General features: G+C 62.7%; 11 protein-coding genes. 5 read left to right on the top strand and 6 right to left on the bottom strand.

Annotation, left to right across the window (positions count from 1 at the left end; genetic code table 11):
* Window positions 1–7: 7 nt before the first annotated feature.
* Complete coding sequence (locus R3175_RS04290) at window positions 8–1,075, bottom strand: TRAP transporter substrate-binding protein (protein WP_318942630.1); 1,068 nt, start codon at window positions 1,073–1,075, stop codon at window positions 8–10.
* A 183-nt stretch (window positions 1,076–1,258) separates the two neighbouring features.
* On the opposite strand from R3175_RS04290, the gene R3175_RS04295 reads away from it, so the two are divergent.
* The gene (locus R3175_RS04295; RefSeq protein ID WP_318942631.1) at window positions 1,259–2,488 is read left to right on the top strand and encodes a response regulator; all 1,230 of its coding nucleotides are present in this window, start codon (window positions 1,259–1,261) and stop codon (window positions 2,486–2,488) included.
* Here R3175_RS04295 and R3175_RS04300 read toward each other — a convergent pair.
* The 5 genes from R3175_RS04300 to R3175_RS04320 form a co-directional block, all read right to left on the bottom strand.
* Window positions 2,485–4,380: an ATP-binding protein gene (locus R3175_RS04300; RefSeq protein ID WP_318942632.1), complete on the bottom strand. Its 1,896-nt coding sequence runs from the start codon at window positions 4,378–4,380 to the stop codon at window positions 2,485–2,487. The two genes, R3175_RS04295 and R3175_RS04300, sit on opposite strands and share 4 nt — an antisense overlap.
* A 195-nt stretch (window positions 4,381–4,575) precedes the next feature.
* Complete coding sequence (locus tag R3175_RS04305; protein WP_318942633.1) at window positions 4,576–6,252, bottom strand: methyl-accepting chemotaxis protein; 1,677 nt, start codon at window positions 6,250–6,252, stop codon at window positions 4,576–4,578.
* A gap of 234 nt (window positions 6,253–6,486) precedes the next feature.
* A complete protein-coding gene (locus tag R3175_RS04310; RefSeq protein ID WP_413231726.1) occupies window positions 6,487–6,699 on the bottom strand; it encodes a DUF3565 domain-containing protein in 213 nt (70 codons plus the stop codon).
* 28 nt (window positions 6,700–6,727) lie between these two features.
* Window positions 6,728–8,950 (bottom strand): YgiQ family radical SAM protein, encoded by a 2,223-nt coding sequence (locus tag R3175_RS04315; protein WP_318942635.1) that lies wholly within the window; start codon window positions 8,948–8,950, stop codon window positions 6,728–6,730.
* A gap of 346 nt (window positions 8,951–9,296) precedes the next feature.
* Complete coding sequence (locus R3175_RS04320) at window positions 9,297–10,163, bottom strand: LysR family transcriptional regulator (protein WP_318942636.1); 867 nt, start codon at window positions 10,161–10,163, stop codon at window positions 9,297–9,299.
* 143 nt (window positions 10,164–10,306) lie between these two features.
* On the opposite strand from R3175_RS04320, the gene R3175_RS04325 reads away from it, so the two are divergent.
* The 4 genes from R3175_RS04325 to R3175_RS04340 all read left to right on the top strand — a co-directional run bounded on the left by R3175_RS04325 (window position 10,307) and on the right by R3175_RS04340 (window position 12,620).
* On the top strand, window positions 10,307–10,924 hold the full coding sequence (locus R3175_RS04325) for a glutathione S-transferase family protein (protein ID WP_318942637.1): 618 nt from the start codon (window positions 10,307–10,309) through the stop codon (window positions 10,922–10,924).
* Window positions 10,925–11,281, top strand: a complete 357-nt coding sequence (locus R3175_RS04330; protein WP_318942638.1) for a nuclear transport factor 2 family protein — start codon at window positions 10,925–10,927, stop codon at window positions 11,279–11,281. It begins immediately after the preceding gene.
* A gap of 73 nt (window positions 11,282–11,354) precedes the next feature.
* The gene (locus R3175_RS04335; protein WP_318942639.1) at window positions 11,355–11,552 is read left to right on the top strand and encodes a 4-oxalocrotonate tautomerase family protein; all 198 of its coding nucleotides are present in this window, start codon (window positions 11,355–11,357) and stop codon (window positions 11,550–11,552) included.
* A gap of 27 nt (window positions 11,553–11,579) precedes the next feature.
* The gene (locus R3175_RS04340; RefSeq protein WP_318942640.1) at window positions 11,580–12,620 is read left to right on the top strand and encodes a nitronate monooxygenase; all 1,041 of its coding nucleotides are present in this window, start codon (window positions 11,580–11,582) and stop codon (window positions 12,618–12,620) included.
* The last annotated feature ends 88 nt before the right edge of the window (window positions 12,621–12,708 follow it).

The following is a 12,708-nucleotide window of genomic DNA, read 5'->3' on the forward strand; positions in this document are numbered from 1 at the left end:
GGACAGCCTATTCCACCGGCGCCACGGTGTTCAGGTAGGCGCGGTCGGAGATGTTGGTCCAACGGCGGATGCGATTCAGGTAGTCCCGCTGGCTGCTGATAATCTCGTTGGCCAGCGGGTCAGCCTCCGCCGCCTCGGCCAACAGCCTCTCTGTGGCCGCCCGCAGGGCGTCGATCACCTCCGGAGGGAAGGTCTTGTGGGTAACCTCGGGGTACGCTTCCTTCATCCGGTCCCAGGCAACACCGCTCTGGTGCGTGCTCTGGATATACATGTCGTAGGCGGCCGTGCGCATAGCCACCCGCAGGATCTCCTGCAGGTCCTCGGGCAACCGGCTCCAGCTGCGCTCGTTGATCAGGAACTGCACTTCCGCCCCCGGCTCCTGCCAGCCGGAGTAGTAGTAATTGGCGATCTGGTGGAAGCCCATGCTGAAGTCCAGTGCCGGCCCCACCCATTCCAGGGCATCAATCGTGCCTCGCTCCAGGGCAGTATAGAGCTCACCCGGAGGGATGTTGGTCACCGCCACCCCCAGTTCCGCCATGACTTCGCCGGCAAAGCCCGGCGTGCGCATTTTCAGGCCCTGGAGGTCTTCCAGCGAGGTGATTTCCTCCCGGAACCAGCCCCCCATCTGGTTGCCGGTATTACCGCCGGGGAAGGACCGCAAGCCGTGGGGCGCGTAAACCTGCTCCATCAGCTCCATACCGCCGCCGAAGTAGAACCAGGCGTACTGTTCCGGCGCGATCATGCCAAACGGCACGGTGGTGAAGTACATGGCGTTGGGGATCTTGCCCTTGTAGTAGTAGGACGCGGTATGGCCCATGTCGTACTGGCCCGCCTTGACCATGTCAAAGATGCCGAAAGGCGCCTTGTGCTTGTTGGACGAGTCGATGCGGATCTTCAGGCGGCCATTGGACATGGTCTCAGCCATGGCCGCCATGCGCCGGGTGGCATCGCCCAGGATGGGGTAGTTGGGCCCCCAGGTTTCCGCCAGTCTCAGGGTATGGGTTCGTTCGGCCAGGGCCGGCAGACTGACCAGAGCGGTCAGCAGGGCCAGTGCGGCAATCCGTAATGGGTTCATGGATATCCCTTGGTTATTGCTGTTGGATTGTGTATCGGTAACCAGGCGACATTTTAGCGAGGACAGGGCCAGGCCTGAAGCGTCCACCGGGCCACCTCCCACTGTCGACAGTTGCCACTTGACGGGCTACGGAGGGAAGCGGGACGATAGCGTTAAAGGAGCGCAAGGAGCTGCGACGCTGCCATGGAAGATTCCGGAGACGCCAACCACCAACCGCCCCCCTCCGTAGCCCCCCAACTGGCCAGGCTGCGTCAGAACTTCCTGGCGGAGTTGCCGCAGCGGGTCGACGCCATTCAGACGGCACTGCTGGATCTGCGGGAAAGCCTGGATCAGCGCGACATCTCCCAGGTGCTTGCCGGCCTGGAGCAGCTGCACCAGCGCCTGCACAAGCTGATCGGCGCGGCCGGCACCTTCGGCGTGGCCCGGGTGAGTGCCAAGGCGCGGCAAATGAGCGACCTGGTCGACGAGACCTTTCGCGCCTCCAGCTGGCCGAGCCAGAAGCGCATCAACCAGCTGCGTCAGCTGACCGAAGAACTGCGGCAGTGCCAGCAGCCCCCGTTCGAGCCGGATACGGGCTTCTCCGAAATCGATGCGCCCCTGAGCCAGGCGCCCAAATCCCACTGTACGGCCCATGTGGTGGATGACGACCCCATCCAGGTTGAGTTGATCCGAAGTACGCTCAGCAAGGCCGGCTATCAGGTCGAGGTGTTCAGCGCCGTGACCGTCTATGCGGATCTGTTTGTCAGCCTGGAGCGACCGGACATCATCTTCATGGACATGCGTTTCGACGGCGACCAATACGCCGGAGCGGACCGCATCCAGACATTGAAACAGGCCCATGACAACCTGCCGCCAGTGGTGTTCGTGTCGGCGATGCAGGACATCCACGCCCGCTTGGCAGCCCTGCGGGCCGGTGCAACCCGCTACCTCACCAAACCCCTGGACGCGCCGCAACTGGTGCGCATGGCCGACGAGCTGTCCCTGCGCATTCCCGAGAAACCCTACCGGGTGATGCTGGTGGACGACGATGCCGATGTACTGGCCGCCTATGGCCTGGTGCTGAGCCGGGCCGGCTTGACGACGCTGACCGTTAACCAGCCGCTGGAAACCCTGAATCAGCTCGAGGAGTTCCGGCCCGACGTGCTGATCCTCGATCTCAACATGCCGGAAGTGAACGGCGCCGAACTGGCAGCCCTGATTCGGGAGGACGAGCGCCACGAACCCCTGCCGATACTGTTTCTCTCGGCGGAATCGGACCCCTGGCGGAAGATGTCCATCATTGGCCTGGGCGGCGACGAGTTCCTGCCCAAGCCGGTGGCCGCGGATTACCTGATCACCACCGTCACCGCCCGGGCGCGACGGGCGCGTCGGCAACGCAAGCTGCTCCAACTGGCGCGTCAGTCCTCGCCCTAACCCGACTTGGGCAGGGTGATGTAGAAACAGGTTCCCTTGCCCTCGCCGGTTTCAAAGTGGATTGTGCCATTCATCCGAAGCAGCAATCCCCGGGCAATGGCCAGTCCCAGCCCGGTACCGCCCTTCACCCGCCGATCAGAGGCATCAGCCTGGGCGAACTTCTCGAATACGAAATTGTGGAAGCTTTCCGGAATCCCCGGCCCCTCATCGCACACCGCAATCTGCACCGACTGCCGCAACTGGGTGGCCACCACCGACACCTGGCCACCGGCCGGGGAATACTTGATGGCGTTGGAGAGCAGGTTATCCATCACCTGGTGGAACCGTGCCTCGTCCACCTGCACCGCAACCGGGCCGGCCCGGTTCTCGTACTCCAGGGTAACGTCGTGGTCGTCGGCGTAGGCGGCAATCCCCTCTAGACTGGACTTCATCAACACCGCCAGCGGACAGGGACGAATCTGGAAACGCATCTTGCCCGAAACCAGCTTATCCATATCCAGCAGGTCGTTGATCAGGTGGGTCAGCCGTTCGCTGTTTTTCTGGGCGATGTCCACCATCTGTTTCGCCTTATCCGGCAGCACACCCACCATCCCCTCGCGGATCAGCTTGAGCGAGCCGGCGATCGAGGTCAGTGGCGTGCGTAATTCATGGCTGACGGTGGCGACGAATTCACTCTTCATCCGTTCCACCCGCTTCTGCTCGGAGATATCCTGGAACACCGTCCAGACCAGGGTATCGCCACCCACATCCCGCAGCAAAGCTCCCGCCAGCAACACCGGCAGGGGCTCGCCCTCGTATCGCCGGCAGCGGAATTCCGCCGGGCCGAAGCGGTCTCCCTCCCGCAGCCCCTGCCAGGGATAGCCCTGGTCCGGTTCCACCAGGATTTCGCCAATGCCGCGAGTCTCCAGCCGCGACGTCGAAAAACCAGACATGTTGACCAGCGCCGGGTTGAGACGAATGAAATGCCCGGTGCGCCGCTCAATCAGCGCCATCCCCATGGGCGACAGCTCGAACAATGCCTGCAGGCGCTGCTGGCTGGTGCGTTCCCGTTGCAGGGATACCGTCAGCCAGATTCCCGGCAACAGGATCAACGACGCGGCGCCCACCAGCATGGTGCGAAACTCAATGGTGTTGTCCGCCTGACTGGGCCACCCTCCCTTTGGCGTAGCACCAATTTCCCAGAGGCCGCCCGCCACGGGCACCGGGAGGATCGTCGGCGTCTGATTAAAAACCCGGGCATCGCCAAAGAACACCTCGCCGGGCTCACCGGACCCGGTGACCTTGCGCAAGGCAACCTGGAGATCCCGGATGTCGTTGAAACCCGCCACTTCATACAGCGACTGCACATCGATCACCGCAGACACCAGCCCCCAGAACCGGCTCTGTTCACCGGCGGCGGGCCGGGCAAACACCGGCACCCGACCGATGAACGCCTGCCCCCCTTGCACCAGGTCCACCGGGCCGGCCAGCACCAACTGACCCGTTTCGGCAGCCTGTTTGACCTTGGGCCACTGGGCGGCGTTACTGCGGTAGTCCAATCCCACCGCCTCCTCGTTGCCCGCAAGCGGGTACATCAGGCGAATCACCATGTCCGGCGCGGCGCCAATGTTGCGCAGCTCCTGACGGTTCTGCATCACCACTTCGGCAATCTCGGCAAACCGGGGCTGATCCATGGACGGCTCGGTGGCAATCACCGCCACCAGCCCCCGAATGGTCTGGATGTTCTCGTTGATACTGCCTTCCAGCTGCGCCCGCAACACCGCCAGCTGGCGAGTCACATCCACCCGCTCCTGCTCAATAAAGGCCTGATAGTTCTGGCGATCCAGCATATAGGCACCCAGCAGCGTCACCAGGATGACGCAGACCCGGGCGGCCCAGAGGGAAAAAGTCACGCGGTGCGCCCCCCCCGGGAAAACGGAATGGATGGGAAAATCAGTGCCACAGCACTTGGGCTGTCAGGGGAGTGCATGAAGGATAACGGCTCCATTGAATCTATGCCGGTACCGGCCAGGGCCTGACCATAGAAAATCCGGACCTGGCCTGTTTTCCGCCATAGCTTAGTCCCTAATGGGCTATTCGTCAGTTAGTTACACCTTGAATCGGGCCACCAGACCACGAAGGTCCTCCCCCAGCCGGGCCAGTTCCTGGCTGGCCTGGCTAGTCTGGTTGATGCCGGTGTCGCTGCGCTGGGCCGCCTCGACGATACGAACCACATTCTGGTTGATCTCCTCGGCCACCTGGCTCTGCTGCTCCGACGAGGCGGCGATCTGGATGACCTGATCGTGGATGTTGCCCACCGAGCCCTCAATGGTGCGCAGACTGCTGGTGGCATGATTGATGCGCTCCACCGTCTCCCCGGAGTGTCCCTGGGACTGCTTCATCCGCTCCACGGCAACGTGGGACTCGCTGACGAAACCCTCGATCATCTCGCGAATCTGGTCAGCGGATTCGGCACTGCGCTGGGCCAGCTGACGCACCTCGTCCGCCACCACCGAAAACCCGCGGCCATGCTCGCCGGCCCGGGCCGCTTCAATGGCCGCGTTCAGCGCCAGCAGATTGGTCTGCTCGGTCACCGCCTGAATGACATCCAATACCTGCTGGATATCGCCGGACTTGGCGGCCAGGGCCTCGATGCTCTGGGCGCTGCTTTCGATCTCCCGGGACAGGTCGTTCACCGCCTGCTGGGCATTGCCGATGGTCTCGCCGCCGTCCCGGGCCAGGCGGTCCGCATCGGAGGCGGAGCTCTCCACCTCGTTGGCGTTGCTGGATATCTGTTGGATGGTCGCCGCCATCTCATTGATGGCGGAGGCGATCTGGTCGGTTTCCGCCCCCTGTTCCTGCACCGCACGGCTGGTTTCCTGGGACACCTGGCTGAGCTGCTCCGCCGCCGCGGCCAGTTGCTCGGTGGCACCGCCCACTTGCTGGATGGTGTGTTGAATCTTGCCGACAAAGGCGTTGAACTGCCCCCCGAGCTCGGCCAGTTCGTCCCTGCCCTCATCCGGTAAACGCTGACGCAAGTCCCCTTCACCCTCGGCAATACCGCGCATGGTCTCCGTCACCTTCTGCAGGGGGCCGGTCACGGTGCGGCCGACCACCAGTCCAATGGCCAATGCCAGTGCCACCACCGTCAGCGTCACCCACAGCACCGTCACGATGGTCGAGCTCACCTGGTCGTTGACGTTTGCCGCCGCAGCGGCCACCACCCGGTCGATATCCGTGGTGTAGACGCCGGTGCCAATCATCCAGTCCCATTCCGGAATCACCACGGCAAAGGACACCTTGGGCTCCACCTCTCCGCTGGCCGGGTTGGGCCACTGGTAACTGTGGTAGCCGCCGGTTTCGGCGGCCTGCCAGATGTGGCCCAGCAGCTCGCGAACGTCGGGGTTGGTGGTCGGGCCTTCCCGGGACGGGTCGGGACGGTAGGCAAGATTGAACAGGTCCCGGCGATAGGCAAAGATGTAGTTGCCGCCTTCGTAGGAGATGGCCCGCAACCGGTTGCGGGCGGCTTCCTTGGCCTCGGCTTCGGTGAACCGTGGATCGTTCATGGCTTCCTCGACCACCGAGCGGGCCGTCGCCACCACGTTCTTCAGCCCCTCCTTGCGGGCCTCCAGCAGCGTCTGTTGCAGCCGTGCCAGCTCCGCCTCACCGTTCTGGCGAACCTGGCTGGCGGATATCCAGGCCGCCGCCACCGCAGTCAGCACCACGGGCACGAAGGTTACAAGCAAAAGACGGGAACGAATTCGCAGTCGGCTCAGTACGCGCATCGATATGACTCCACTGTGCATTCTTTGTTGTTATCGGCCCAATTATGCACAGCAGGAGCGGCGATGATGTATCGGATTGTAAAGCGTTAAAGGCTCCGACGGAGTGGCCGCTCCGGGGTGAAGGCCCGCCAGGCCGCTGACCGGCGGCGGTTCGCAGGTCCGTTGGCTCCCCGGGGCGCCCGAGGCCGGGCTGGCGAGTACGACCATGGTCTATAGCGACGCGGGTGTGCTCCCTCAGAGGGCAGAACGGTCCTTCGGCGCGCCGTCGTCACACTTGCGACAGTCCAGTTGGGTGCCGAGGTGCTGACGCCGCCCCTCGGGGGCAATTACCCAGGGGCGGTTGATCCAGGGCGGGTCATGGCGGACATGCTGGTCATGGCCACAGGCCAGCTCGGCCACCCAATGGCCTTCGTCGTCGAGGTGATAGCCGGTGATGGGTTGTTGCACGAGGCATGTCCTTTCCGCGAACCGCGAATCAGCGCTTGGCGCCACGCGGTCGGCGTGCCGCCGGCCCGGGCCGGCCCTTGGGCTTGGCGCGCCGGCTGCCATCGTCCCTCGGCGGCAAGCCGGTGTGCTGGGTCAGCATCGGCTTGCCGGCCTTGCGGCTGCCCGGCGGGGTGGAATTCTTGCGCCGCGCGCTCTTGTAGCCGTGGGTCTGGGGCTGGGTCTTGGGAATCAGCTGGTGCTTGCCGGGGCCAATCAGGTCGGCGCGGCCCATCTTCATCAGAGTCTCCCTCAGCAGCGGCCAGTTGTTGGGGTCGTGGTAGCGCAGGAACGCCTTATGCAGCCGCCGCTGGAGCGGGTCCTTCACCGTGCCCACCTTCTCGGTCTTGTAGGTCACCTTGCGCAGTGGGTTGCGGGCGCTGTGGTACATCGCCGTGGCGGTGGCCATGGGCGAGGGGTAGAAGGCCTGCACCTGGTCGGCGCGGAAGCCGTTGCGCTTGAGCCACAGCGCCAGGTTGAGCATGTCCTCGTCGGTGGTGCCCGGATGGGCGGCGATGAAGTACGGGATCAGGTACTGCTCCTTGCCCGCCTCCTTCGAGAACTTCTCGAACATCTTCTTGAAGCGGTCGTAGGTGCCGATGCCCGGCTTCATCATCTTGCTCAGCGGGCCGTCCTCGGTGTGCTCCGGGGCAATCTTCAGGTAACCGCCGACATGGTGGGTCACCAGCTCGCGGACGTACTCCGGGGATTCCACCGCCAGGTCGTAGCGCAGGCCGGAGGCGATCAGCACCTTCTTCACCCCCTTCAGGTCCCGCGCCTTGCGGTACAGCTCCACCAGCGAGGAATGATCGGTGTTGAGGTTGGAGCAGATGCCCGGGTAGACGCAGGACGGCTTGCGACAAGCCGCCTCGATCTCCGGCGACTTGCAGGCGATGCGGTACATGTTGGCGGTGGGGCCGCCCAGGTCCGAGACCACCCCGGTGAAGCCCGGCACTTTATCCCGCATGGCTTCAATCTCACGGATGATGGAGTCGTGGGAGCGGTTCTGGATGATCCGGCCCTCGTGTTCGGTGATCGAGCAGAAGGTACAGCCGCCGAAGCAGCCGCGCATGATGTTGACCGAGAAGCGGATCATCTCGTAGGCCGGAATCCGCGCATCGCCGTAGCTTGGGTGGGGCACCCGGGCAAAGGGCTGGTCGAAGACGTAATCCATCTCCTCGGTGGTCAGCGGGATCGCCGGCGGGTTGAACCAGATGTCCTGGTTGCCGTGCTTCTGCACCAGGGCGCGGGCATTGCCCGGGTTGGTCTCCAGGTGCAGCACCCGGTTGGCGTGGGCGTACAGCACCGGATCGTTGCGCACCTTCTCGAAGGACGGCAACCGGATCACCGTCTTGTCCCGCTCGATGCGGGAGCTGGGCAGCAGGTCCACCACCACGGTGGTGTCCGATGCCTGCGGTTCGCCGGCCTCCTGGGTGGTGGCGCAGCTTGGCATCTCCTGGGTGTTCACATAGGGGCTGATAACCTTGTCCACCCGCCCCGGCCGGTCGACGCGGGTGGAGTCCAGCTCGTAGTAACCCTCAGCGCTGTCGTTGCGGACGAAGGCGGTGCCGCGGATATCGGTGAGGCTCTCGATGGACTCACCACAGGACAGCCGGAAGGCGACCTCTGCAATCGCCCGCTCGGCGTTGCCGTAGAGCAGGATGTCGGCGCCGGCATCCACCAGGATCGACTTGCGCACCTTGTCCTGCCAGTAGTCGTAGTGAGCGATGCGGCGCAGCGAGGCCTCAATGCCGCCGAGCACAACAGGCACATCGCCATAGGCCTCGCGACAGCGATGGCTGTACACCAGGCTGGCCCGGTCCGGGCGCTTGCCGCCCTCACCGCCGGGGGTGTAGGCGTCGTCGGAGCGCACCTTGCGGTCGGCGGTGTAGCGGTTGATCATCGAGTCCATGTTGCCGGCGGCCACACCGAAGAACAGGTTGGGCCGGCCCAGCTTCATGAAATCGTCTTTCGAGTGCCAGTCCGGCTGGGCAATGATGCCCACCCGAAAGCCCTGCCCTTCCAGCAATCGGCCGATCACCGCCATGCCAAAGGACGGGTGATCCACGTAGGCATCACCGGTGACGATGATGATGTCGCAGGAATCCCACCCCAACTGATCCATTTCCTCCCGGGACATGGGCAGGAACGGCGACGGACCGAAACACTCGGCCCAGTACTTGGGATGGTCGAACAACGGCTTGGCGGCTTGCATGGGGTAACCGGAAATCCTGGTGATGGCTGGTGTGGCAGATAGCCCGCTATTGTACGCGAGCCGGATTGAGATTGCTCAAATTGGGCGCGGACAATAGCACAAAATTTGATCAGAGCCTATCGGCAGACGCCCCAGGTTCTGGTCAATGCCGGAAGGAGCACATTCCTCTGCGATGTGCCCGAGGCACACAACAAGATGGCGAACGAATCCATTCGCGGATACGATCCTGATTGGACTCAAGAACAACTCGGCCAGCACCAGGATGTCAAAATCCGGGACAGACTTATTTTTCGTCAGTTTGAAGGGACTTAAAATGGATCTGCCCCTAACTAGTTAAAAGCCACACCTAGTCCAGATTCCTGGACAGAAACCAGGACTGCAAAAACTCGATGCAGCTGAGTAACTTCGGCTGCGTAAACTGCCGGTTCGGATAGAGCGCATACAGGGTCAAGTCCGGGCGGCTCACCTCCGGCAGCACTTCCACCAGCTTGCCCTGTTCGATGCCCTCTCTGGCCACAAAGCTTGGGAGAAAACCGATGCCCAGCCCATCCTCAATCACCTGCTTCATGAACAACGTGCTATTCACCTTGAGGGTACCGCCCACGGTGATCCCCTGCGCCAGCGGCCACAAATTGCCCGACTTGAAATAGCTGTACACAAAGCAGTTATGGGCGGCCAGATCCTCCACGTCCCGGATGGGCGGATGGCTTTCAAGGTAGCTGGCTGACGCGCACACCTTGTAGGTAAAACGAACCAATGGCTTGCCCACATAATTGGAATCCAGCATCTGGCTGGACGCCCGGAACCCCAGATCGAAGCCATGCTCGATCAGATCCAGGCTTTCGTCTCCCAGCTGTATGTCCAGCTCCACGTCCGGGTATTTCTTCATGTAAGCGGAGAACAACTGGGACAGGTCGGTAATACCCAACGCCATGGGCGCATTGATGCGCAACTTGCCCCGTGGGTTTTCCTGCATGTGCTGCACGTAGGCGTCCGCGTCGTCCACCTGAACCAGCAATTCCCGGCAGCGTTTCAGGTAACCCTCACCGATGGACGTCAACTGCTGGCCCCGGGTCGAGCGGTGCAGCAGCCTCACCCCAAGGTCGTCTTCCAGCCGTCCGATCTCCTTGCTGATCATCGACGTGGTCACGTTCAGCTCGTTGGCCACACTGGTAAAGCTACCGGCATCCACCACCCGAACGAACATGCGCATTGCCCGCAATTTATCCATACGGCTCGGCCCGACTGTTTCCATTTTGTTGAAAGCGTAAACACATTATTGCCATTTAAGCACCTGAAGGAAAGCGCCAAACTTTTCCTGCACTCACGCAATCAACCAACAAGCGAGGCTTTCCCATGTACACCCTTTATTTCATCCCCGGCGCTTGCTCGCTGGCCACGCAGGCGATTCTCAACGAGCTGGACCAGGAGAGCACCCTGGTTCACAAGCTGGAAGCCGACCGCTTTGAAACGCTGAATCCCGTCGGCACCGTGCCCGTGCTGGTGGACGGCGACAAGGTGCTGAACGAAGGGGTGGCGATCATCCTGCACCTGCTCAACAAACATAAGAACAACCTGATCCCCGAAAGCGGAGACGCACGGCACCGGGCCATCGAACACATGATGTTTGCCAACGCCACCATGCACCCCGCCTATGGACGACTGTTCTTTGCCCAGGCCAACGTGACAGACCCGGCGGTGAAGCAGCAGATCTTCGATTCCGCGGCGGTAGCCATCAACAAACTGTGGCAGGTGGTGGAAGCAAAACTGGAACACGCGCCCTATCTTGGGGGTCATGACATCTCCCCCGCCGATGTGCTGCTGGCCGTGTATTCCCGCTGGGGCGACTTCTTCCCCGTGGACATCGAGCTGGGCCCACGCACCCGCCAGATGGTGGATGCGGTATTGAAGCGCGACAGCGTGAAGCGCGCCATCCAGCGGGAACAGGACTACAACTCGGGGGCCGTGGCATAAATGGACACCGAGCAACCCCAACTGGAAGCCATGGTGAACGAGTATTTTCAGGGCCTGCATACGGGGGATGCCGAACGACTGGCGCCGCTGTTTCACCGGGACTGTGTACTCAAGGCACCGGGCCTGCGGCGCACCCTGGATGAATGGCTGGCCGATGTCGCAACGCGTCCCAAACCCGCGCACATCGGACACCCGGAGGACTACAGAATCCTCTCGGTGGAACTGGCCGGCAGCCAGGCCATGGTGAAAGTGGCGTGCCCGCTCCCCCACGGCAACTTTACTGACTACCTGGGTTTCCTGAAGGAGGACGGTGTCTGGAAGATCGTCAACAAGATGTACGCGCCAGCCACCACCTGAATGAACACCGGCAACCACGAAAGGCCTGCCGCATCCGGCAGGCCACCCAACGACTAAAAAAGAGGAATCTTCAATGCCTTACGTCAACATCAAAATCACCGACGAAAACGTCACCGTCGAACAGAAGCGCCGGTTGATTCAGGAAACAACGCAACTACTGGTCGACGTGCTGAACAAGGACCCCGCCGCCACCCACGTGGTCATCGACGAGGTGTCGACCGACAACTGGGGCGTGAAAGGGGAAACCGTTACCGAGCTGCGAAAGCGCTAACCCACCAACAGGGGAGCAGAACTGCCCATGACCACCCTCCGGGACCTTCTGAACGTGGACTGCCCAGTGATTCAGGCCCCCATGGCCGGCGTGCAGGACAGCCTGCTGACTATTGCGGTTGCCAAAGCGGGCGGGTTGGGTTCGCTCCCCTGTGCCATGCTCCCAGGCGAGACAATCCGGGAAGAGATCGCCAGGATCCGGGCCGAGACGGACCGGCCGTTCAACCTGAACTTCTTCTGCCACACCCAGCCACCGGCGGACCCGGACAGAGAAACCGCCTGGCGGCAGAGCCTGCAACCCTACTATCGGGAACTGGGGCTGGAAGTGAACGAAGACGCCGGGGGCGCAAGCCGCCGTCCCTTCGATGAACAGACGGCCGAACTGGTGGCTGAATTGAAACCTGCGGTGGTCAGCTTCCACTTCGGCTTACCGGCCCCGGAGTTGCTGGCAACCATCCAATCCAAAGGCGTGAAAGTCCTGGCCAGCGCCACCACCGTGGCCGAAGCCCTGTGGCTGGAGCAACGAGGGGCGGACGCCATCATCGCCCAGGGGCTGGAAGCCGGCGGCCATCGCGGGCACTTTCTGTCTGACGACCTGAGCCTGCACCTGGGCACCTTCGCGTTACTGCCCCAGATCAAAGCCAGGGTAAGAATCCCCGTGATTGCCGCCGGCGGCATTGCCTCGGCAGAAGGCGTCAGAGCCGCCACACAACTGGGCGCAGTCGCCGCCCAGGTCGGCACCGCTTACCTGCTGTGTACCGAGGCCAAAACCAGCGCCATACACCGGCACGCCCTCCAGTCTGAGCAGGCTTCCCACACCAAGATCACCAACGTGTTTTCCGGCCGCCCCGCACGCGGCATCGTCAACCGGCTGATACAAGCGCAAGGCCCCATCAGTTCGAGCGTGCCTGAATTCCCCATGGCGGCCGCGGCCCTGGCCCCCCTGCGGTCGGCGGCGGAAAAACTCGGTAAGGGAGACTTTTCACCCCTGTGGGCGGGGCAGAATACGATAGGGTGCGAAGAGATCTCCGCTGGAGAAATGACGTTGAGGTTGGCGGGTGTTGATTAGTGCCCGCGGGCGAACTCGATGCCTCCACTCCTTGCCAGGAAACGTCCGATAAAGGATGCAGCCACCAGAACCACCACGCCGTAGATCA

It is taken from the genome of Marinobacter sp. (assembly GCF_033722735.1).
GTDB lineage: Bacteria > Pseudomonadota > Gammaproteobacteria > Pseudomonadales > Oleiphilaceae > Marinobacter.